This window comes from Roseateles sp. P5_E11, from assembly GCF_054049355.1.
In genome coordinates, this window is the sequence record NZ_JBFUMO010000015.1 from 1 (window position 1) to 21569 (window position 21569).

Genomic DNA, 21569 nt, shown 5'->3' on the forward strand with positions numbered 1-21569 from the left:
GCTCGGGAGCGGCCCAGCGCTCGGCCCGCAAGATGTTGACCCCGTCGGCTGCGGCACCGGCACTGCGCCGCGGACAACTGAAGGTGGCGGCAGAATCGGTCCACGATGTGGGCCGACTTCCAACCGCTAACCGTTCAGCGCGACGGCGTCACGCTGTTCGCCCGCCAGGGCGGCCCGTCGGATTCCGGCAGGCCGCCCTTGCTGCTTTTGCACGGCCACCCGCAGACCATGGCGATGTGGCACCGGGTTGCGCCCACCTTGGCGAAGACGCGCCGCGTCGTGCTGATGGACCTGCGCGGCTACGGCGACAGCGACCGCCCGCCGGCCGGCGAGGGCAGCGCGGCCTATGCTAAGCGAGAAATGGCGCGGGATGCCATCGCGCTGATGCAGTCCCTGGGCCATGAACGCTTTGCCGTGCTGGCCCACGACCGCGGCGCGCGCGTGGCGCACCGGCTGGCGCTGGACCACCCCCAGGCTGTGACAAGACTGATGCTGCTGGACATCGCGCCCACGCTGGCCATGTACGAGGGCACGACCGAGGCCTTTGCGCGTGCCTACTGGCACTGGTTCTTCCTGATCCAGCCGGCGCCGCTGCCGGAGCGCCTGATCGAGGCCGACCCGATCGCTTATCTGCGCGACGGCATGGGCCGGCGGGGCAGCGGCTTCTTCGACAAGCGGGCCTGGGCGGAATACGAGCGCTGTATGGTGCGCCCGGGTTCGGCCGCGGGCGTCTGCGCCGACTACCGTGCCAGCGCCGGCATTGATCTCGAACACGACCGCGCCGACCGTGCCGCGGGCCGGCGTGTGACCCCGCCGCTGCGCGTGCTGTGGGGCGCCAATGGCGTGGTGGGCCGTTGCTTTGATCCGCTCAAGGTCTGGCAGGCGGCGGCCGAGCATGTCAGCGGCCGCGCCGTCGACAGCGGCCACTACATCGCCGAGGAAGTGCCCGAGGTGGTRCTGGGCGAGGCGCAAGCCTTTTTCAACGACGAGCAGTGACGCAGAACATCGCCGTGATCGCTGGCGACGGCATCGGCCGAGAAGCCATGCCAGCGGTTCGCGCGTCCGGAGCCTGCGAAAATGGCGGCATGAAGTCCATTGCTTACACCCGCGCCCAGGGCCTGCCCGCCCTGCTCCAGCAACGCATCGCCGTGCTCGACGGTGCGATGGGCACCATGATCCAGCGCTACAAGCTGGTCGAGGCCGATTACCGCGGCGAGCGTTTCAAGGACCACCACAAGGACCTGAAGGGCAACAACGAGATGCTGATGTTCACGCGGCCCGACGTGCTCAGCGAGATCCACGAGCAGTACCTGGCCGCCGGCGCCGACCTGATCGAGACCAACACCTTCGGCGCGACCTCGGTCGCCCAGGAGGACTACGACCTCGCCGGCCTGGCTTACGAGATGAACGTCGAGGCCGCCAAGCTGGCCCGCGCGGCCTGCGACAAGTACTCGACGCCCGACAAGCCGCGCTATGTGGCAGGCGCCCTGGGCCCCACGCCCCGCACCGCGTCGATCAGCCCCGATGTCAACGACCCGGGCGCACGCAACGTCGACTTCGACACCCTGCGGGCCGCCTACTACGAGCAGGCCAAGGGGCTGCTGGAAGGCGGATGCGACCTCTTCCTGGTCGAGACCATCTTCGACACGCTCAATGCCAAGGCCGCCATCTTTGCGCTGGACGAGCTGATGGAAGACACCGGCGAGCGCCTGCCCGTCATCATCTCCGGCACGGTGACCGACGCCTCCGGCCGCATCCTGTCCGGCCAGACGGTGACCGCCTTCTGGCACTCGGTGCGCCACGCCCGGCCCATCGCCATCGGCCTGAATTGCGCCCTGGGTGCGACGCTGATGCGGCCCTACATCGAGGAGCTGTCCAAGGTGGCGGGCGACGTGGCGGTGAGCTGCTACCCCAACGCCGGCCTGCCCAACCCGATGAGCGACACCGGCTTCGACGAGACGCCGGACGTGACTGCGCGGCTCGTGGGCGAGTTCGCCAAGGCCGGCTTCCTGAATATCGCCGGCGGCTGCTGCGGCACGACGCCCGACCACATCGCGGCCATCGCCAAGGCCGTGTCGGCCTACAAGCCGCGCGTCAGCGGCGAGAAGTTCTTCAGCCAGATGCTGGCGGCGGCCTGAGCCTCAGGAGGCGCGGTTCGGCGCGCTTGCTAGCTTGGCGCTGCGCCGCGGGCTCTCGCTGAATTCCGCCGGCGGCTTCATCAGCGCCGGGTCGGGCTCACCCCGCTTGATCTTCTCCAGCCGGTAGTTCTGTTCGCCCACCCGCGGGTCGGCGTCGCGGCTCTGCACGGTCAGCATTAGCTCGGGGCTGCGCCAGACCTCGCGCGTGCTGACGATGGGCTTCTCGTTGCCGATCTTGCCGGCCTCGATGGTCCAGGTGGTGCGCTCGCCGGTGACCTTGAGACCGTCGATCTCCTTGGGCGCCAGTGCCGTCGTCGTGCCGCCTTCGCGCGGCAGCATGGGGCCAGGCAGCAGCAGCGGCATGGGCGGCACCGGCGGCGTTGGCACCATCAGCGGTGTGGGTGGGGCGGGCATGGCAGGCGGCGCGGGCATTTCGCTGGCGCGGATGACGCGCAGCTCACGGCGGCGCTCGACGGCGCTGGCACCCGGTGCGGGTGTTGTCATCAGCTCCTGCTCGATGACGATGCCCGGCTCACCGGCCATCGCCCGGGCGCGCACGCGCTCCGCATCCACGCTGCGCGCCCGCTCGGCGACCCGACCTCCCCATTCCTTCCAGCGCGCCGCCTGTTCCTTCATGCGCTCGCCCCAGTCCTGCATCGAAGCTTCCCAGGCGGCATGGGCCGCCGCGTCGGCGCCAGGCGCCCAGGCCGCGTTGCTGCGCAGTCGCTGCACGCGCTTCTGGTCGGGGTAGACGACCCAGCTCTCCTTGGACACCGGGTCGTTCAGGTAGATGACCTTGGGGCCGCCTTCGCGCTGCACCTCGCGGCGAGTGCGGCCCTCGCCGTCGCGGCAGAGCTGGCTTTGCTGCTTGCGCACGATGCGGTTGCCGTCACCCAGCGTCTGTACGTTCTCGTGCACGGCGGTGGCGCAGTAGGGCGCGCCCCTGACGACGTGCTCGCTCTCCAGCTCGCGGCCGGCGAAGCTCAAGGCCTGGTCGCCCAAAGCGATGCGCACGGGCATGTCAGACAGGGCGATCTGCACGCTGCGCTCGATATCCCATTCGAAATCGCGCTCGATCAGGCTGTCGGCCTCCAGCGCGGTGGCCGAGGCCGCCAGGGCCAACAGTGCCAGGCCGGTGATGGGTTTCTTCATGTCGTTCTCCGTCGTCAAGTCAATTCAGGATGCGCACGGCCAGCACCTGGCCGCTCGGGTCCAGCATCAGTTCGGCGCGCACCGTTTCGTCGGCGCGTGCGGCGTCAAAGGGCAGGCCCAGCAACGCCAGGCGCTCGCGCGGTAGTTCGGTGGGCTGCAGCCACACGGCGGCGCTGCGTCCGGCCGTCAGCGCGGCCTGGAACTCGCGCTCGGACACCAGCGGGATGAAGCCGCTGCCGGCCGTGGCGGCCTGGGCGGTCTGGCTGCCCGGCGGGTCGAGCAAAAGCATGGCGCTCAACAGCACGGCGGCCGTGGCGCCGAGCGCGCCGCTGCCCCAGGCGAGGCGGCGCAGCCAGCGCGGCTCATGGGCTTCGGCCCTTTCAGCCGCCATGCGGCGCACGCGCAGCAGGTGCTGCTGCTCGGCCAAGCAGGCAAGTACGGCGGCGTCCTGTTCCGCGCCGGGTTGCAGCTTGGAAAAGTCCGCGCGGGCCGGCAGCAGCCAGGCTGGCGTGTCGTTGTCGATGCTCATGGTCGTTCTCCCACGGCCAGCAGGTCGGTCAGCCGCTGGCGGGCGCGGTGCAGGCGGGTGCGCAGCGCGTCGACGCTGACGCCGGCAATCGCCGCGGCGTCGTCGTAGCTGCGCTCCTGCAGGTCCACCAGCACGATGGCCTCGCGCTGCGGCCAGCTCAGCCGGCGGATGGCGGCCCAGAGGCCGTCCTGCTGCTGGTTTTGATTCAAACGCGTGTCGCTGCTCGGCATGAGCTCGGCGGTGTCGTCGGTGTCGAGCGAGTCGTCCAGCGGCACGTGGCGGCGTGCGTCGCGCCACTGGGTCAGCAATTGGTGCCTGGCCATGCCGGCGAGGTAGGCGCCGAGCGAGCCGCGGCCGGGCTGGTAAGCCTGCGGGCCGCGCAGCAGCTGGGCAAAAGCCTCCTGCACGGCGTCCAGTGCCGTCGCTTCGTCGCCGGCCAGGGCCAGTGCATAACGGTAGACCGAGCCGCTCTCGCGCCGGTAGAGCAGGGCCAGCGCATCGGCATCGCCATTGGCCACGCGGGCCATCAGGGCGGCCTCGTCCCCTGACGCCGAAGCGGCCGGCGCGACAAAGCCGAGGCGGGTCAGCCAGCTCATTCCGGGCAGCATGGTGTGAGGGCCTGCGGGGTTTGCATGCCTCTATTGAGCGTGGGCGGGCCCTTTCGTTACTCCGGACAAACCCGCCGTCACTTTCAGCACAGGCCCGGCGCGGCATGATGCTGCGCACCGAAAAAAGGAGAACGCCGCCATGTTGAAGCTGCAAGGCATTGACCACCTCGTGCTGCGTGTCATCGACCTGGACACGATGGTGCGCTTCTACGTCGACACGCTGGCCTGCTCGATCGAGCGCCGCCAGGACGAGATCGGCCTGGTGCAACTGCGCGCCGGCCACTCGCTGATCGACCTCGTGCCGGTGGACGGCAAGCTCGGCCGCATGGGTGGCGCAGCGCCCGGCGCCGAGGGTCGCAACATGGACCACTTCTGCCTGCGCGTCGAACCCTTCGACGCGGCAGCCATCCGTGCCCACCTGGCTTCTCACGGTGTCGAAGCCGGCAAGACCGAGAGCCGCTACGGCGCCGAAGGCGAGGGGCCGTCCATCTATCTGAGCGACCCCGAAGGCAATGTCGTCGAACTCAAGGGCCCGCCCGGGAGCATCACATGAGCATGAAACCACTGACCCGCGCCATCTTCTGGGGCGGCCTGCTGGCCGGCACCGGCGACCTGATCTTTGCGCTGAGCTACTACGGCATGAAGCTGCGCGTTTTCCAGGGCGTCGCCGCCGGCCTCATCGGCCGCGAGGCGGCCTTTGGCGGCGGGCCGGAGACCTTTGCGCTCGGCGTGGCGCTGCACTACGGCATCGCATGGATCTGGGCCGCCATCTTCTGCGTGGTGGCGCTGCGCCTGCCCGTCCTGCTGCGCAATGCGACCGCCGCCGGCCTGGCCTACGGCTTTGTCGTCTACTTCGGCATGAACAACGTCGTGCTGCCGCTGTCGGCCCTGCACACGCCGTTCTGGCCGCCCAAGCTGGATGCGGCGGCGATTGCGGCGCATTGCTTCGTGTTCGGGTTGCCCATCGCGCTGGCGGCGCGGCGTTGTCTGCTGGGCCCGCCAGTGCGTTGAAACCTGGCGCCGGCAGAATTGCCGCCATGCCCGTCCTGCCCACCAAGTTGCCGAACACCGGCACCACCATCTTCACCGTCATGTCGGCCCTGGCGGCCGAGCGTGACGCCGTCAACCTCGGCCAGGGCTTCCCGGACTTCGGCGCCGACCCGGCCCTGCTGAAGGCCGTCACGGATGCGATGGCCGCCGGCCACAACCAGTACCCGCCGATGACCGGCGTGCCGGCGCTGCGCCAGGCCGTGGCCGCCAAGCTGAATGCGCTCTACGGCTCGGCCTACGACGCGGACCGCGACATCACGATCACGGCTGGCGGCACGCAAGGCCTCATCACCGCGTTGCACAGCTGCGTTGGCGCAGGTGATGAGGTCATCATCATCGAGCCGGCCTACGACAGCTACGACCCGGCCATCCGCCTGGCCGGCGCGGTGCCCGTCGGCGTGCCGATGACTCTGGACTACCGCATCGACTGGACGGCGGTGCGCGCAGCCATCACGCCGCGCACGCGGGCGCTGGTGATCAACACACCGCACAACCCCAGTGGCCGCATCGCGACCGCCGAGGACCTGCGCGAGCTGGAGCGCATCGCCGAAGCGCACGACCTCTTCATCGTCAGCGACGAGGTCTACGAGCACATGGTGTTCGACGGTGCGCCGCATGAGAGCGTGGCGCGTTACCCGGGTCTGCGCGAGCGCAGCTTCCTCGTCAGCAGCTTTGGCAAGACTTTTCACGTAACGGGCTGGAAGGTCGGCTTCGTCGCCGCGCCGCCGGCGTTGAGTGCGGCCTTCCGGCGCCTGCACCAGTACACGGTGTTCACGGTCCACACGCCGACGCAGCACGCCATCGCGGCCTACCTCGCCAACCCGGCCCCCTGGCAAGGCCTGAGCGACTTCTATCAAGCCAAGCGCGATGGCTTCCGCGCCGCGTTGGAAGCCACGCCGCTGAAGCTGCTGCCCTGCGAGGGCACCTACTTCCAGACGGTGGACTACAGCGCGGTGTCGGATCGGCCCGAGCTGGACTTCGCCAAATGGCTGACCACCGAGGTCGGCGTCGCTGCCATCCCGCTGTCGGTCTTCTACCAGCAGCCGCAGGAGCGCGGGCATGTGCGGTTCTGCTTTGCGAAGCGGGACGAGACCTTGGCACTGGCGACGCAGCGTTTGCAGCGCGGCTTGCCCCGCTGAGGGGCGTCCGTCCCTGGCGCTGGCACGCTCCGTGCAAACCCGAGGTCACATGACCGGCACGCCCGCTGTACGAGGCGTCGGTCGAGAACCAGTTCACGGAGTCCTCCATGTTGCACCACACGCGTGCGCTTACCGATGCACCAAAGCGGGCGTCTGCTGCACCCAAGCAGACCGCGGGCGAGCTGTTCGGCAAGACCATCAACCTGTCGGGCCGCCGCCGCTTCACGTCGCAGCGCGTCGTGCTCTATGCGGTACTCGCCTCGCAGGGCCGCGACGGTGCACTGACCATTGCCCGCGACGCACTGACCACCTTCGGCGACGCACATGGGGCGCTGCTGCAGGGCGAGCTGTCACCCGACGCGCTGGGCGGCGAGCTGAAACAGGCCTATTTCGGCCCTGACCGCGCCAACGAGCGCATCGTCGGCTTCATCGAACTGGCCCGGCGCGCCATCGAGGCCATCTCGGCCAACGCACACAGCGCACCGGCCCTGCTTGAGGAACTCGTCGAGGCCGCGACGCCGTTGCTCGCCACGCTGAACCGGTTGACCCAGATCTACGAAGACCTCGCCCGCCAGCAGGCCGCCTCGGCCAAGAAACAGCTGACGGCCGTCATGGGCGACATCGAGCTCATCGCCAGGCATGCGCGCATCGTGTCCTTCAACGCCCAGGTCGTCGCGGCGCGGGCGGGCACCTCGGGCCGCGAGTTCGCGGTCGTGTCGGGAGAGTTCACGCAGATCACCGGCAAGCTCGACGGCCTGGTGCGCGAGGCCGTGAGAAGCGCGGTGGCTTGATCGGTCAGGCGGTAGGTCGCAGCGGGCAGCTCGCGCCTGTCTCGGGAGTCTCGGCCAACCGCATGGACAGCTCGGCCCTCAGCCCCTGCAACGCCGCAATGCGCGCGTCGATGTCTGCCAGTTTGCGCGCCAGCGCCGCCCGCAGCGCCGGGCCGGCCTCTTCACCCTGGGCGAGCAAGGGCATGTCGGCCGCGATCTCGGTCAGCGTGAAGCCCAGCTGCTGGGCCGTGCGCACATAGCCCAGCCATTGCACGGTCTCCTCGGGGTAGTCGCGGTAGCCGTTGTCAGCGCGGCGCGCCTGCAGCAGCCCGCGCTTCTCGTAGAAGCGCAGGCTGTCGCGGCTCAGGCCGGTCAGTGTGGAGAGGGTGCCGATGAGCATGGGGCATCCGAAATGGCTTGACCTTGGAGTGTGGTCCAAGGTCGAGCATGCGCACGTCCCTGTTTCGTGCCTCTCCATGCCTGCTTTCAGCAACTCCAGTTTCCTGCGCGTCGTCTGGTTCAGCGCACTCTACGACCTCATCGTCACCGCGCCCTTTGCGACGCCCTGGACCTTCGAGCTGAACCGGGCGCAGCTGAGCGCCATCAACCAAGCCCTGGGCGGCCAGCCGCTGCCGCCTTTCGACCCGATGCAGACGCTGTTCGCGGTGCTGATGGGCAGCGTCGTGATGGTCTGGGCGGTACTGCGGCTGCGCGGTCCGACGCAGCAGTTCGGCCGCTATGACGCGGCGGCGCGGGTACTGTTCGGCGTTTGGATGGGGTGGGCCTGGATGCAGTCGGGCGCGCCGGTGCTGCTGCTGTTCATCGTGCCGGAGATGGCCTGGGCGGTCGTGCAGGCATGGCGGGTACGGCGGGCCTGATTCAGGCCAGTTTCACAGGCACCGCAAGTGCCGCTTTCGCKGCTCGCCTGGCCAGGGCCTTGTCGAATGTCACGAAGCCCGTGCATCTTCCGCTGCGAGCAACGTGCAACGCGTCGGCGAAATCGAGTTTGTGCGACTCACAGGCCTCAAGCGCCGTGAGCATCTCGTCACGGCCTTCCAGATGCACGTTTGGCATGCCTGCGAGCGCGCGCAGCACGCGGATCACGTCGGCGCTCGAGAGTTCGTAGAACCCCCTCAGCACCCACTCGAATTCCAGCGCCACGGTGAGGCTGACAAACGCACGGCCCGCCATTGCCTGGATGGCGGCCGGGCGCTGTTTGCCGGCTTCTGGGTCGTCGGGATCGTTGACGAAGAAGCGGGCGAGTACGTTGGTGTCGACGGCCTTCATCGCGCTTCAGCGACGGGCCTTGGTCGTCAGCGAGGCTGGATCGAAGTCCGACAACTTGCGCGGCTTGCCCCGTGAAGGTGCTGTCACCATGCCGGCAAGATCGCCCGCGGCGGCCGTAGACACGGTGCGTTGAAGTCGCAGCCTCAGGCCGTCGGGCTCTTCGGTGATTTCTAGCCGGGCGCCCGGGTTAAGGCCGAGGCGCYGGCGAAGGGCGGCGGGGAGAACCACCTGGCCTTTGGCGGAGACGAGGACGGATGACATGGTGCGGCTCTTGGCAACGAGTGGGTGTAGCTTACCAAGTAAGGCGTTGTGAGGTTCATAGGATTCCCGTCGCGCCTGAGGCGGGGTAGGGCGCCCCGCGGATCACGAATTCGAAATCCGCGCGGGTCGCGACCCGCCCTACCGGGGCTATTTCTTGAAGAGGCTGGCGAACGCCTGATCCATCAGGCCAGGCATGTTTTTGCCAGTTTTCGGATCAATTCGGAGCGTGTCATCAGGGCAGTGGACCAACGAAGGCGCCGCGAGAAGCGTTCGAGACTGCTCAAACTGGCTGAACAAAAAAGTCCTGTAAGAGGCAATAACCTCCGAAGTCCTCAAGTCGATGACCTCGTGCGATGAAGAGCGCAGTCGTAGCTCGTTCGGTACGTCCTCCAAGCGAAACCGATGCTCGTAGAAGACGGGCTCATTCAGATTCGCCGCGGTCTCGACGTAGCCGGGGTCAGTCACAGTGTGCTTCTCCTGCCTGTACACGTCGTAGGTCAGGCCGTCCTGCTCGTTGCGATATCGGACGAACTTGACGGCCTCAAAGCTCAATGGGTATCGAACGCTCGCAACGTGGCCTTCACGAACCATCCAACCCGCATCTCGCTCCAGCAATTGGTTGCCATGCATTCCCCCTTGGGCCGCGCACACGGTTTTAAAGCGGTAGTAGCCCCAAAGGTTGTCGGCGAAGAGCAGCCCAACTGCTAGGACGACGCTGCCGCACCAAATCAGTTTTCGCCTCCACTGCATTCCGCATTCTCAAGCGAAGCGTCAGCCCGCCCGTTCCAGCATCGTCTGCAACAACACATTGCACCCCGCCTCGATGTGCTCGGGCTTGGCGTCCTCGATCTCGTTGTGGCTGATGCCGTCCTTGCAGGGGATGAAGATCATGCCAGCGGGCGCCAACCTCGCCATGTAGACGGCGTCGTGGCCGGCGCCGGAGACCGCGCGCATATTGCTGTAGCCCAGCGCATCGGCGGCCTTCTGCACGGCGGCGATGCAGTCGGCGTGGAAGGGCTGGGCCGGGTAGGCGCTGACGGGCGTGATCTCGATGGGCAGGCCGCTGTCGGCACTCAGCTTGGCGGCGACGGCGCGGATGTCGGCGTCCATCGCCTCGCACAGCGCGTCGGTCGCGTTGCGCAGGTCGATGCTGAACTTGACGCGGCCGGGGATGACGTTGCGGCTGTTGGGGTGCACCTGCACCATGCCCACCGTGCCACGGCCGTGCGGCGGGTGTCGATGGGCGCAGGCGACGACCTCCTGCATCAGCTTGGTCGCGACTTGCAGCGCATCCTTGCGCAGCGCCATCGGTGTGGGGCCGGCGTGGGCCTCCATGCCGGTGACGACGCAGTCATACCAGCGGATGCCCAGCACGCCGGTGACGACGCCGATGGTCTTGTCATGGTCCTCCAGCACCGGGCCCTGCTCGATGTGGGTCTCGAAGTAGGCACCGATGGGGTGGTCGCCGGGCACCTGGCTGCCGATGTAGCCGATGCGCTCCAGCTCACCCCTGACCGTCTTGCCTTCGGTGTCGGTCGCCGCGTAGGCGTGCTCCAGCGTGAAGGCCTTGGCGAACACGCCCGAGCCCATCATGACGGGCACGAAGCGCGAGCCTTCTTCGTTGGTCCAGAAGGCGACCTCGATGGGCGCCTCGGTCTCGATGCCGTGGTCGTTGAGCGTGCGCACGACCTCGATGCCGGCCAGCACGCCGTAGTTGCCGTCGAACTTGCCGCCCGTGGGCTGGGTGTCGATGTGGCTGCCGGTCATGATGGGCGGCAGGCTGTTGTTGCGGCCCGCGCGTCGCATGAAGCCGTTGCCGATCTGGTCGATGGTGACCGTCATGCCGGCTTCGCGCGCCCAGCGCGTGACGAGGTCGCGGCCCTGCTTGTCGAGGTCGGTCAGTGTCAGGCGGCAGACGCCGCCTTTCTCGGTGGCGCCGATCTGGGCCAGTTCCATCAGCGAGTCCCAGAGGCGTTGGCCGTTGACGCGCAGCTTCGTGATGTCGGGGCGGGTGACGACGGTATCCATGACGAATCCTTAGAGCTTCGTGCCGAAGCGCAGCTTGTTGTGGTCGGGGTCGACGAGCAGGAACTCGCGCACACCCCAGGGCATGTCTTCGATGGCCTTGACGGGCTTCACGCCCTTGGCCGTGAAGGCGGCATAGACCGCGTCGGCGTCGGGCACCCAGAAGTAGACGGCGCCGCCGGGCGCGCAGTCGCCGGCGTGGCCGCTCAGGAAGATCGTCTGGCCGTCGCGCGTGATCTGCAGGAAGAGGGGCAGGCCGGGCTCGAACTGGTGCTGCCAGTCGATGCTGAACCCGAGCTGATCGATATAGAAGGCTTGCGCTCGCGCCGCGTCCGTCATGCGCAGCTGCGGGATGACGGTCTGGGTGTTCATCGGGCCACGGCGGTGGGCTGCAGGTCGGCAGCGCGCTTGGCCGCCGCGTCGAACTGCGGGCCGAACGGCGGGCGCTTCAGATAGCGGCCCTTGCCTTGTTCCGCCCGCAGCTCGCCCCGAGCGAACACCACGCGGCCCTGCGCGATGGTGTGGCTGGGGATGCCACGCACCGTGCGGCCCTCGAAGATGTTGAAGTCGTTCCTGGAGAACTGTGTCTTGGCGCTCAACGTCTTGATGCCGGCCGGGTCCCACAGCACGAGGTCGGCGTCCGCCCCCTCGGCGATGACGCCCYTGCGCGGGTACATATTGAAGAGCTTGGCCGCGTTGGCCGATGTGATGGCGACGAACTCGCTCGGCGTGAGGCGGCCGGAGTTGACGCCGGCATCCCACAACACGGCCATGCGCTCTTCCACGCCGCCGCAGCCGTTGGGGATCTTGGCGAAGTTGTCCTTGCCGGCGGCCTTCTGTTCGGCGCAGAAGGTGCAGTGGTCGGTTGCCGTCGTGTGCAGCTGGCCCGATTGCAGGCCGCGCCACAGGAACTCCTGGTGGATCTTGGGGCGGAAGGGCGGGCTCATCACATAGGCGGCAGCCTTCTCGAAAGACGGGTCGCGATAGACGCTGTCGTCGATCAGCAGATGGCCGGCCAGCACCTCGCCGTAGACCCGTTGGCCACGCGCACGCGCACGCGCAATCGCCTCGGCGCTCTCGATGCAGCTGACGTGCACGATATAGATGGGCACACCCAGCACATCGGCAATCGCGATGGCGCGGTTGGCGGCCTCGCCTTCCACCATCGGCGGGCGCGACATCGGGTGGCCCTCGGGGCCGGTGATGCCCATCTTGGCGACCTCGGCCTGCAGCAGGTAGACGAGCTCTCCGTTCTCGGCGTGCACGGTCGGCATGGCGCCGAGTTCGAGCGCACGCTTGAAGCTGTTCACCAGCGTCTCGTCGTCGCACATGATGGCGTTCTTGTAGGCCATGAAGTGCTTGAAGCTGTTCACGCCTTCCTCGCGTACCAGCGTGCCCATGTCGGCGTGCACTTGCTCGCTCCACCAAGTCACGGCCACGTGGAAGGCGTAGTCGGACGCGCTCTTCTCGGCCCAGCCTCGCCACTGCTGGTAGGCGTCCATCAGCGGCTGCTGCGGGTTGGGGATGACGAAGTCGATGATGGACGTCGTGCCGCCGGCCAGCCCCGCGGCGGTGCCGGTGAAAAAGTCGTCCTGCGTGACCGTGCCCATGAAGGGCAGCTGCATATGCGTGTGCGGGTCGATGCCGCCGGGCAGCAGGTACTGGCCGGTGCCGTCGAGCGTCGTGGTGCCGGCCGGTGCTTCGCGCGCGGCGCGTTCGCCGATGGCGGCGATGCGGCCGTCGACGCACAGCACATCAGTGCGGGACTCGGCGTCGGCATTGACGACGACGGCGCCTCGGATCAAGAGAGAAGAAGTCATGTCGCGCGCCTTGTGAGCGAGTGAGGTTGGGTCTTGCCGGCCATCAGCGCGCCATAGACGAGGGCAGCCAGTGCCAGGCCGGCAAACCAGGCATAGGTGTAGATGGCCTTGAACGCGGCGCCGACCTCGGGAAAGGCCGCCGGGAAAGCGGCATTCAGGAAGCCGGGGATGTTGGGCGCGACGCCGACGGCGAAGGCGATGACGGCGGCGATGTTCCAGCCGCCGCGGTAGCTGTAGCGGCCGCCTTCGCGGTAGAGCTCTTCCACCACCAGCTCGGTCTTGCGCAGCACGTAATAGTCAACGATGAGGATGCCCGCCACCGGCCCCAGCAGCGCCGAGTAGCCGATCAGCCAGGTGAAGATATAGCCCTGCGTGGACTCAAGGATCTTCCACGGCATCATGGCGATGGCGATGCCTGCAGTCAGCATGCCGCCGGTCTTGTAGCTGATGCGACCCGGCGCCAGCGCCGAGAAGTCGTAGGCCGGGCCGACCAGGTTGGCGGCGAGGTTGACGCTGACGGTGTCGATCAGCAGCACGATGAGCGCGATCAGCACCGCCGCACCGGTCATGCGGCTGGCCACGTCCACCGGGTCCCAAAGCGCCTTGCCGTAGATGACGACGGTGGCCGAGGTGACGAACACGGCGAGCGCCGCGAGCAAGCCCATCGGCAGTGGCAGGCCGATGGCCTGGCCGATGAGCTGGTCGCGCTGCGTCTTGGCGAAGCGCGTGAAGTCGGGGATGTTCAGCGCCAGCGTGGCCCAGAAGCCCACCATGGCGGTCAGCGACGGCCAGAACACGGCGGAGAATTGGCCGGCCTTCTTGCCGCCTTCCACAAACGCCGAGGGCTGGTCCAGGATGGGGCCGAAGCCACCGGCCTTGTCCCAGGCCCACCACAGCAGCACGAAGCAGATGACGATCTTGATCGGCGCCGTGTAGGTCTCGAGCTTGCGGATGGCTTCGATGCCGTGCACGACAAACCAGAACTGCAGGGCCCAGAACAGCAGGAAACAGCCCAGCTGCGCAGCGTTGATGCCCAGGCCCGGCAGCGGGTCGCCCGTGAGCGGGTGGCCGATCAGCACGCCGGCCAGCGTGTAGATCATCTGGCCGCCAAACCAGGTCTGGATGCCGTACCAGCCGCAGGCGAYCAGCGCCCGCAGCAGCGCCGGCAGCCGCGCGCCCTGCGTGCCGAAGGAGGCCCGCGCCAGCACCGCATATGGGATGCCGTACTTGGCGCCGGCATGGCCGATCAGCAGCATGGGCACCAGCACGATGAGGTTGCCCAGGAAGACCGTGCCGACGGCCTGGCTCCAGCTCATGCCCGACTCGATGAGGCTGGCCGCCAGCGTGTACGCCGGGATGCACATGACCATGCCCACCCACAGCGCTGCAAAGTGGTACCAGCGCCAGGTCCGCTGGGCGGCCGTGGTCGGGACCAGGTCAGGATTGCTCAGCGTCGGATCGTTCATGGTCAGCTTCCGTCGAGTTCAGGTGTTCTGCGGGAAAGCAAATTGCGGGCCCTTGGGCAGGGAATCCGGCCAGCGCTGCATGACCGCCTTGTGCTTGGTATAGAAGCGCACCGCCTCGGGGCCATAGGCATGGTGGTCGCCGAACAGGCTGCGCTTCCAGCCGCCAAAGCTGTTGAAGGCCATGGGCACCGGCAGCGGCACGTTGACGCCCACCATGCCGACCTGGATGTGATGCACGAACTCGCGCGCCACGTGGCCGTCACGCGTGAAGATGGCGACGCCGTTGGCGTACTCGTTCGCTTCGATCAGCGCGATGGCGCCGGCCAGGTCCGGCACGCGCACGACGCACAGCACCGGGCCGAAAATCTCTTCGGTGTAGCAGCTCATGTCGGCCGACACGCCGTCCAGCAGCGTGCCACCGACGAAGAAGCCGTCCTCGAAGCCGGCTACACGGTGGCCACGGCCATCAACGACGGCCTTCGCACCGGCCGCCACGCCTTCGCCGATCAGCTTCTCCACGCGCTGCTGTGAAGCTCGCGTGATCAGCGGCCCCATCTCGATGCCGCTGCCATGGCCTTCACCGATCTTCAGCGCGGCCACCTTGGGTGCCAGCGCCGCCACCAGCGCATCGGCCGCATCGCCCACCGCCACGGCCACCGAGATCGCCATGCAGCGCTCGCCGGCCGAGCCGTAGGCCGCGCCCATCAGCGCGTCCACGGCCTGTTCCAGGTCCGCATCGGGCATGACGACCATGTGGTTCTTCGCGCCGCCCAGCGCCTGCACGCGCTTGCCGTGGGCCGAGCCGACCTTGTAGATGTGCTCGGCCACCGGCGTGGAACCGACGAAGCTGACGGCCGCGATGCCGGGGTGGGCGAGGATGGCGTCGACGATTGTTTTGTCACCCTGCACGACGCTGAACACGCCGTCGGGCAGGCCGGCTTCCTTCAGCCATTGCGCCATCAACAGCGACGCGCTTGGGTCGCGCTCGCTGGGCTTCAAGATGAAGGCATTGCCGCAGCCGATGGCCAGCGGGTACATCCACATGGGCACCATGGCGGGGAAGTTGAACGGCGTGATGCCGGCGACGACACCCAGCGGCTGGCGCACGCTCCAGGCGTCCAGGCCGCGCGCGATCTGCTCGGTGTACTCGCCTTTGAGCAGCTGCGGCATGGCCGTCGCGAACTCGATGTTCTCGATGCCACGGGCCACTTCGCCCAAGGCATCCGGCATGGTCTTGCCATGCTCGCGCACCAGCGCGGCGGCCAGTTCTTCGCGCTTGTCCTGCACGATGGACAGGAACTTGAACAGCACGCGGGAGCGGGCCAGTGCCGGCGTCTGGCCCCAGGCCTTGGCGGCCTTGGCAGCGGACGCGACCGCGGCGTCCAGGTCGGCCACGCTGCCCAGCAGCAGCTTGCCCTGCACCGCGCCGGTGGCGGGGTTGTAGATGTCCTGCTGGCGCTCGCCGCTGCCGCGCGTGATGGCGCCGCTGATCCAATGACCGACTTCGTAGGGACTCATCTCGATTCCTTCAAGTGCATCCGGCACTCATCGGGTTGTTCGGGTGCGTGGTCCAGTTCGCATAGCTGCCGTCGATGACGCGGCCCGTGCGCGCATCGGTCTCGCCCGGCTGCAGCGCGCGCATCGAGATGGTGCCAGGGACGGGGCAGATCGACACGCAGAGATTGCAACCGACGCATTCGGCATCATTGACCTCGAAATGCCGCTGGCCGTCCTTCATCGCAAAGATGGCCTGGTGCGAGGTGTCCTCGCAGACGACATGGCAGCGCCCGCACTTGATGCAGCTGTCCTGGTCGATGACGGCTTTCTCGACGTAGTTCAGGTTGAGCTGGTTCCAGTTCTTCACGGTCGGCACCGCGCGGCCCTGGAAGTCGGCAATGCTCTTGTAGCCCTTCTCGTCCATGAAGGTGTTCAGGCCCGAGCACATGTCCTGCACGATCTTGAAGCCGTAGACCATGGCGGCGGTGCAGACCTGCACCGTGCCGCAGCCCATGGCGATGAACTCGGCCGCATCGCGCCAGGTGGTGATGCCGCCGATGCCGCTGATCGGCAGGCCGGCGGTTGCCGCGTCGCGGGCGATTTCGGCCACCATGTTCAGCGCGATCGGCTTCACAGCCTGGCCGCAGTAGCCGCCGTGCGAGCCCAGGCCGTCGGTGACCGGGCTCATGGTCATGCGGTCCAGGTCCACGCCCATGACCGAATTGATGGTGTTGATGAGGCTGACCGCATCGGCGCCGCCCGCATGGGCTGCGCGCGCCGGGAATCGCACGTCGGTGATGTTGGGCGTCAGCTTCACGATGACGGGCATCTTCGTGTGCTTCTTGCACCACTCGGTGACCTGCTGGATGTACTCCGGCACCTGGCCGACGGCCGAGCCCATGCCACGCTCGCTCATGCCGTGGGGGCAGCCGAAGTTCAGCTCCACGCCGTCGGCGCCGGTGTCGGCCACGCGCTCCAGGATGGCCTTCCAGCTCGCCTCGTTGACCGGCACCATCAGCGAGACGATCATGGCCCGGTCAGGGAAGTCGCGCTTCACGCGCTTGATCTCGTCGAGGTTGATCTGCAGCGGCCGGTCGGAGATCAGCTCGATGTTGTTGAAGCCGATGACGCGCCGGTCCTGGCTCCACAGCGTGGCGTAGCGCGGGCCGTTGACGTTGACGACCGGCGGGTCCTCGCCCAGCGTCTTCCAGACGACGCCGCCCCAGCCGGCCTCGAAGGCGCGGCGCACGTTGATCTCCTTGTCGGTCGGCGGTGCGGACGCGAGCCAGAAGGGGTTGGGGCTTTGGATGCCGAGGAAGTTGGTGCTCAGGTCAGCCATGGGAGGCCTCCGTATCGTGATGGCGGACGGCGCTCAGGCCCAGGGCGCGGTCGATGCTGATGGCGGCGCGTTTGCCGTGCTCCACGGCTTCTACGGTCAGGTCCCGGCCGCCGGCGCGGCAGTCGCCGCCGGCCCAGACGCGGGCCAGGCTGGTCTGGCCGTCGGCGTCGGTCTTGATGCGGCCGGCTTCCAGGGCGATGGCGCTGCCAGCCGGTTCCGGCTGATACGTCTGGCCGATGGCGCGCAGCACCATGTCGGCCTCGATGAAGAACTGTTCGCCGGTGTCGACGAGCTTGCCGCCTTCGAGCTTCGTCGCCGCAAAGCGCATGCCTCGCAGCACGCCGCCCTGGCCTTCCACGCCGAGCGGCCGAGCCCAGCAGCGGATGGTCACGCCGTTCGTCTGTGCCCAGTGCTGTTCGTGGGTGGAAGCCGACAGGCCGTCGGGCCCGCGGCGGTAGACCATGGTCACCTGCTCGGCACCCAGCAGCCGGCTCTGCACGGCCGCGTCCACGGCTGTCATGCCGCCGCCGATGACGACGACCTTGCGGCCCACTGTGACGATCTCGGGCGCRCTCTGGCGCAGCTCGGCGATGAAGTCGACGGCGTCGCGCAGGCCCGTGACCTGCGGTTCGGCAATGCCCAATGCATTGACGCCACCCAGGCCCAGCCCGAGGAAGACCGCGTCGTATTCAGCCAGCAGGCCGTCGAGTGTGATGTCACGGCCGAGTCGACAGTTCAACTTGGGCGTGATGCCGCCAATGCTCAGCAGCCAGTCGATCTCCTTCTGCGCGAAGCCGCCGGCCACCTTGTAGGTCGCCAGGCCGTATTCGTTCAGGCCACCGAGCTTGGGGTTGGCGTCGAACAGCACGACGTCATGACCGCGCCACGCCAGGCCGTGGGCCGCAGCCAGGCCGGCCGGCCCGGCGCCAACGACGGCGATGCGCCGGCCCGTCGGCATGCCGCGTTCGAACAGCGGCTTGGCGCCGGGGTTGGCGAAGTGACCCTCCACCGCATAGCGCTGCAGCATGCCGATCTCCACCGGCTTGCTCTCATTGGTGTTGCGCACGCAGGCCTGCTCGCACAGCACCTCGGTCGGGCAGACGCGGGCGCACATGCCGCCCAGCGGGTTGGCCGTCAGGATGGCCTCGGCCGCGCCGCGCACGTTGTCCTGCGCCACGCGCTGGATGAAGCTGGGGATGTCGATGCCGGTCGGGCAGGCCGTCTGGCAGGGCGCGTCATAGCAGTAATAGCAGCGCTCCGCCTCGATCAGCGCCTGCGTCCGGTTCAGCGGCGGATGCGCGTCGGCAAAATTCTGCGCGTAGTCATCGGGCGTCAGGCGCCCGGATTTCAGATCGGCAAGGTCCACGGGAATCTCCGGGTGGAAAACACCCAAACATTACTACTCCGTAAAAATTGACCTAAGCGTAAAAACCCGCAGCTTCAGCTTGGTGCGCGCCGTCAGAATGCGGGCATGACCGTGACCGCTGCCGCGCGCACCCCGCGCGCCGCCACCCTGCGCAAGCAGGAGGCCATCCTCGCTGAAGCCGAACGCCAGTTCGCCCGATACGGATTCGAAGGTGTCAGCCTCGACAGCATCGCTGCCGTGCTCGATCTGTCGCGCCAGAACCTGCTCTATCACTGGCCCAGCAAGGAGGAGCTTTACCGCGCCGTGCTGGACAGCGTGATGGGCGAGTGGATGGCCAACATGAACGCCATCACCGAGGCCGACGAACCCGAAGCCGCCATCCACACCTATGTGTCGGCAAAACTACGATTCAGCCGTGAACGGCCCAGCGGCAACGCCGTTTTCACGCGCGAGATCATGGCTGGCGCGCCGCGCTACCAGGACGTGCTCAAGGCCCAGGTCATGCCGCTGCTGCATGCCGACGTGGCGCGTTTCGAGGGCTGGGCGGCCGAGGGCCGCATCCGGCGCGTCGATTTCACCCACCTGATGTTCCTGATCTGGTCGTCCACCCAGGCCTATGCCGATCTGGGGCCGCAGTTCGCTCTCTACATGGGCAAGCCAGCATTGGAAGAAGAGGACTTCGACCGTGCCCGCGAGCTGATCACGGGGCTGATCTGGCGCAGTCTGAAAGTGGCCTGATGAAGCGTCGCGGTCTCTTGATGGGGTTGATGCTGGCAGCCGGCCTGGCCCAGGCCGCCCCGCCGGCCGAGCTGGTCGCGCAGCTCAAGGCCCAGTCGGACGCCTGGGACCAGGCCATCGTCCGCCGGGACCGCGCCGCCATCGAGGCCAACATGGCCGAGGATTTCCGCCAGATCGACGGCCGCGGCAATGTCGAAACCAAGGCCAGCTTTGTCGAAGGGCTGGTCTCGCCCGACCTTGTCATCGACCCCTACACCGTCGAGGACTTCGAGGTGCGCGTCTATGGCGACACGGCCCTGCTCAGCGGCCGCACGCGCATGACGGGCCGCTATCAGGGCCAGGCCTTCAAGAGCCACTACCGCTACATCGACATCTACGTGAAGCGTGGCGGCGCCTGGAAGATCGTCAGCGTGCAGATCAGCCGCATCCCCGAACCCTGACTGCTGACCAAGGGGCGCGGCAGTTGAGTTGAGCACGCGGCTCAAGCTGTCGGCCCGTCCTCGTCTTCATGCATGACCCAGCGGCCCTTGCCGGTGCGCTTGCCGGCCAGCATGGCCCGGTCGGCGCAGGTGATCAGGGTGTTGACGTCGCGCCCATGCCGCGGGTACATGGCCACGCCGATGCTGATCCCCACCCGGGCCTCGCCGCCGCCCGGCAGGGGGATGGGCGCCTCGAAGGCGGTCAGCAGCCGGTTCAGCGCATGCCTTTCGTCGTAGAGGCCGTTGAGCTGGTTGAGCACCAGCACGAACTCATCGCCGCCGATACGCGCCACCACGTCGTTGCCGCGCACGCTGGCGCTCAGGCGCTCGGCGGTGATGCGCAGCAGCGCGTCGCCGGCGTCATGGCCCTGGGCGTCGTTGATGGCCTTGAAGCCGTCCAGGTCCAGATAGCAGACCGCCAGCCAGCGGTCGTTGCGTTCGGCGTCGCGCAGCAGGAAGGCCAGGCGCTCGAACAGCAGGTGCCGGTTGGGCAGGCCGGTCAGCATGTCGTGGAAAGCCAGGTGGCGGGCCTGCTCCTCGCTGTGCTTGATGGCCGTGATGTCCAGCATCAGCCACAACGACTCGCCGTCCGGCAGGGCCGTGCCGCTCAGGTCGATCCAGACCGGGCTGCCATCCTTGCGCCGCATGCGCAGCTGAGTGCGGTAGCGGTGCGGTGCCTCCAGGCGCTGGGAGGCGCGGCCGATCTGGGCGTAGGACTCATCGTCGAGATAGAGCAACCGTGAGGGCTGGCCGCTCAGCTCGCCAGGCTCGTAGCCGAACAGCCGGTCCAGGGCGGCGTTGTGCCAGACCTCGCTGCGGCCGCGCAGCCTGACCATCGCCACCAGCTCGTTGTCCAGCAGTGCGCCGCGCTCGGCGGCCAGCAGCTCGACGCGGCTGCGCTCCTGCACCTGCCGGGCCTGGGCGCGGTAGATGAAGACCGAGAACGCGACCAGCAGCGCCTCCAGCAGCAACAGCAGCGCGGCCAGCACGCCGACCTCCCGGCGCCAGCCGGCGTAGAAGTCCTCGGTGGCCAGGCCCGCCAGCATCAGCATCGGGTAGTCGGGCACGGTCTCGTAGGCGGTGGCGCGTTCCACGCCATCCAGCGCCGTGCGTGTGACGAAGCTGCCCTGCTTCGGGTTCGCGGCCAGTGCCGCGCGCAGCTGTTCGGACACCCGGGTCGTGCCGGTGCCGGCCTCGGGGTTGGCATCCAGCGGTGAATACCGCGCGATCAGCTGCAGCGAGCTGGAGCGCAGCGTCACGGCCCCCTGGGCGCCGACGTTGGCACGCTTGAAGTCGTCGCGGAAGCGCTCCGTCTTGATGCTGGCGTAGACCACGCCCAAGAAGCGGCCATCGGCGGCGGTGCGGGCGCGTGCCAGGACCAGGCCCCAGCCGCCGATGATGCGCCCGCGCTGGGGCTCGGAAACGGCCGTGCGCGTCGGGTCGGCCTGCGCCGCGCGGAAATAGTCGCGGTCGGCCATGGACACGGCCGGCCTGTCGCCGGGGTTGAGCACCAGGYCGTTGGCGTCGGTCACGCGCAGCGCATCGATGGTGGGCACCAGGGCCCGCTGCTCCTCGGCAATGCGCGCGATCTCGCGAAGGTCCGCCCCCTTGGCCGGCAGCTCATCCAGCCGCTTCAGCAAGGACTGCAGGCTGTTGTCCACCAGCCTGAAGCCCGCGCTGACGTTCTGCCCCAGCGTGTGCGCCAGATTGGCCGCCGTTTGGCGCGCCTGCGCCTCATGGGTCTGCTGGCTGGCATAGGCGACCCGCAGCGCGACCAGGACAACCATCGCCAGGATGACGAGGTTGCCGAGGATCAGGTAGCGCTTGAAGCGCAGCAGGCTTGCAGAGATTCGCCAGGGCATGCGAAGGCAAAGTCAGGGGTTGGTATGTGGTTTGCCCTCCCCG

24 protein-coding genes are annotated in these 21569 nt (G+C 67.9%); 9 read left to right on the forward strand and 15 right to left on the reverse strand.

All coding sequences use genetic code 11. From position 1 onward, the window contains the following. The first annotated feature begins 105 nt into the window (after positions 1-105). Both ACXJKR_RS02455 and ACXJKR_RS02460 read left to right on the forward strand, forming a co-directional pair. Entirely contained in the window at positions 106-996 is an 891-nt protein-coding gene (locus tag ACXJKR_RS02455; protein WP_457320440.1) for an alpha/beta fold hydrolase, read from the forward strand. Between the two features lie 89 nt (positions 997-1085). Further along, entirely contained in the window at positions 1086-2138 is a 1053-nt protein-coding gene (locus ACXJKR_RS02460; RefSeq protein ID WP_056192651.1) for a homocysteine S-methyltransferase family protein, read from the forward strand. Positions 2139-2141: 3 nt separating this feature from the next. Here ACXJKR_RS02460 and ACXJKR_RS02465 read toward each other — a convergent pair whose 3' ends face one another. From ACXJKR_RS02465 to ACXJKR_RS02475, 3 genes are read right to left on the reverse strand one after another with little or no spacing between them, the layout of a single operon-like run. After that, complete coding sequence (locus ACXJKR_RS02465) at positions 2142-3290, reverse strand: hypothetical protein (protein WP_457320442.1); 1149 nt, start codon at positions 3288-3290, stop codon at positions 2142-2144. A gap of 19 nt (positions 3291-3309) precedes the next feature. Beyond that, complete coding sequence (locus ACXJKR_RS02470) at positions 3310-3819, reverse strand: hypothetical protein (protein WP_457320444.1); 510 nt, start codon at positions 3817-3819, stop codon at positions 3310-3312. Next, positions 3816-4415, reverse strand: coding sequence for an RNA polymerase sigma factor (locus ACXJKR_RS02475; RefSeq protein ID WP_457320445.1), 600 nt, complete (start codon positions 4413-4415; stop codon positions 3816-3818). The genes ACXJKR_RS02470 and ACXJKR_RS02475 overlap by 4 nt, the downstream gene beginning before the upstream one ends. Before the next feature lie 151 nt (positions 4416-4566). On the opposite strand from ACXJKR_RS02475, the gene ACXJKR_RS02480 reads away from it, so the two are divergent. The 4 genes from ACXJKR_RS02480 (at position 4567) to ACXJKR_RS02495 (ending at position 7407) form a co-directional block, all read left to right on the forward strand. After that, positions 4567-4980 (forward strand): VOC family protein, encoded by a 414-nt coding sequence (locus tag ACXJKR_RS02480; RefSeq protein WP_457320447.1) that lies wholly within the window; start codon positions 4567-4569, stop codon positions 4978-4980. Next, positions 4977-5438 carry a hypothetical protein gene (locus tag ACXJKR_RS02485; RefSeq protein WP_162247730.1) on the forward strand — a complete coding sequence of 154 codons (462 nt, stop codon included), beginning with the start codon at positions 4977-4979 and terminating at the stop codon, positions 5436-5438. The genes ACXJKR_RS02480 and ACXJKR_RS02485 overlap by 4 nt, the downstream gene beginning before the upstream one ends. A 26-nt stretch (positions 5439-5464) precedes the next feature. After that, a complete protein-coding gene (locus ACXJKR_RS02490) occupies positions 5465-6616 on the forward strand; it encodes a methionine aminotransferase (protein WP_457320449.1) in 1152 nt (383 codons plus the stop codon). A gap of 107 nt (positions 6617-6723) precedes the next feature. Continuing rightward, positions 6724-7407, forward strand: coding sequence for a methyl-accepting chemotaxis protein (locus ACXJKR_RS02495; RefSeq protein WP_457320451.1), 684 nt, complete (start codon positions 6724-6726; stop codon positions 7405-7407). 4 nt (positions 7408-7411) lie between these two features. Here ACXJKR_RS02495 and ACXJKR_RS02500 read toward each other — a convergent pair whose 3' ends face one another. Beyond that, positions 7412-7786: a MerR family transcriptional regulator gene (locus ACXJKR_RS02500; protein WP_056192111.1), complete on the reverse strand. Its 375-nt coding sequence runs from the start codon at positions 7784-7786 to the stop codon at positions 7412-7414. A gap of 76 nt (positions 7787-7862) precedes the next feature. Between ACXJKR_RS02500 and ACXJKR_RS02505 the strand changes: the two genes are divergently transcribed. Then, positions 7863-8264 (forward strand): hypothetical protein, encoded by a 402-nt coding sequence (locus ACXJKR_RS02505; protein ID WP_056192114.1) that lies wholly within the window; start codon positions 7863-7865, stop codon positions 8262-8264. Between the two features lies 1 nt (position 8265). On the opposite strand, the gene ACXJKR_RS02510 is transcribed toward ACXJKR_RS02505, so the two are convergent. The 10 genes from ACXJKR_RS02510 to ACXJKR_RS02555 form a co-directional block, all read right to left on the reverse strand. Continuing rightward, the gene (locus ACXJKR_RS02510; protein ID WP_056192117.1) at positions 8266-8673 is read right to left on the reverse strand and encodes a type II toxin-antitoxin system VapC family toxin; all 408 of its coding nucleotides are present in this window, start codon (positions 8671-8673) and stop codon (positions 8266-8268) included. A 6-nt stretch (positions 8674-8679) separates the two neighbouring features. Next, the gene (locus ACXJKR_RS02515; RefSeq protein ID WP_457320454.1) at positions 8680-8934 is read right to left on the reverse strand and encodes an AbrB/MazE/SpoVT family DNA-binding domain-containing protein; all 255 of its coding nucleotides are present in this window, start codon (positions 8932-8934) and stop codon (positions 8680-8682) included. A 147-nt stretch (positions 8935-9081) separates the two neighbouring features. After that, the gene (locus tag ACXJKR_RS02520; RefSeq protein ID WP_056192119.1) at positions 9082-9684 is read right to left on the reverse strand and encodes a hypothetical protein; all 603 of its coding nucleotides are present in this window, start codon (positions 9682-9684) and stop codon (positions 9082-9084) included. A 21-nt stretch (positions 9685-9705) separates the two neighbouring features. Continuing rightward, complete coding sequence (locus ACXJKR_RS02525; protein WP_457320456.1) at positions 9706-10962, reverse strand: Zn-dependent hydrolase; 1257 nt, start codon at positions 10960-10962, stop codon at positions 9706-9708. 9 nt (positions 10963-10971) lie between these two features. Further along, positions 10972-11331, reverse strand: coding sequence for a bleomycin resistance protein (locus ACXJKR_RS02530; protein ID WP_457320458.1), 360 nt, complete (start codon positions 11329-11331; stop codon positions 10972-10974). Next, entirely contained in the window at positions 11328-12779 is a 1452-nt protein-coding gene (gene hydA, locus ACXJKR_RS02535) for a dihydropyrimidinase (RefSeq protein WP_457320460.1), read from the reverse strand. The genes ACXJKR_RS02530 and hydA overlap by 4 nt, the downstream gene beginning before the upstream one ends. Then, on the reverse strand, positions 12776-14245 hold the full coding sequence (locus ACXJKR_RS02540) for an NCS1 family nucleobase:cation symporter-1 (protein ID WP_457320462.1): 1470 nt from the start codon (positions 14243-14245) through the stop codon (positions 12776-12778). Before ACXJKR_RS02540 ends, hydA begins: the two co-directional genes overlap by 4 nt. Positions 14246-14263: 18 nt before the next feature. Beyond that, positions 14264-15763 carry a CoA-acylating methylmalonate-semialdehyde dehydrogenase gene (locus ACXJKR_RS02545; protein ID WP_056192137.1) on the reverse strand — a complete coding sequence of 500 codons (1500 nt, stop codon included), beginning with the start codon at positions 15761-15763 and terminating at the stop codon, positions 14264-14266. Positions 15764-15773: 10 nt separating this feature from the next. Then, the gene (gene preA / locus ACXJKR_RS02550) at positions 15774-17081 is read right to left on the reverse strand and encodes an NAD-dependent dihydropyrimidine dehydrogenase subunit PreA (protein WP_457320464.1); all 1308 of its coding nucleotides are present in this window, start codon (positions 17079-17081) and stop codon (positions 15774-15776) included. Next, positions 17074-18447 carry an NAD(P)-dependent oxidoreductase gene (locus tag ACXJKR_RS02555; protein ID WP_457320466.1) on the reverse strand — a complete coding sequence of 458 codons (1374 nt, stop codon included), beginning with the start codon at positions 18445-18447 and terminating at the stop codon, positions 17074-17076. Before ACXJKR_RS02555 ends, preA begins: the two co-directional genes overlap by 8 nt. A gap of 105 nt (positions 18448-18552) precedes the next feature. On the opposite strand from ACXJKR_RS02555, the gene ACXJKR_RS02560 reads away from it, so the two are divergent. Together ACXJKR_RS02560 and ACXJKR_RS02565 are read left to right on the forward strand one after the other, a co-directional pair. Then, entirely contained in the window at positions 18553-19185 is a 633-nt protein-coding gene (locus ACXJKR_RS02560; protein ID WP_457320468.1) for a TetR family transcriptional regulator C-terminal domain-containing protein, read from the forward strand. Beyond that, entirely contained in the window at positions 19185-19625 is a 441-nt protein-coding gene (locus tag ACXJKR_RS02565) for a nuclear transport factor 2 family protein (protein ID WP_457320470.1), read from the forward strand. Before ACXJKR_RS02560 ends, ACXJKR_RS02565 begins: the two co-directional genes overlap by 1 nt. Before the next feature lie 41 nt (positions 19626-19666). Here ACXJKR_RS02565 and ACXJKR_RS02570 read toward each other — a convergent pair whose 3' ends face one another. Then, complete coding sequence (locus tag ACXJKR_RS02570) at positions 19667-21526, reverse strand: diguanylate cyclase domain-containing protein (RefSeq protein ID WP_457320472.1); 1860 nt, start codon at positions 21524-21526, stop codon at positions 19667-19669. Positions 21527-21569 lie beyond the last annotated feature (43 nt).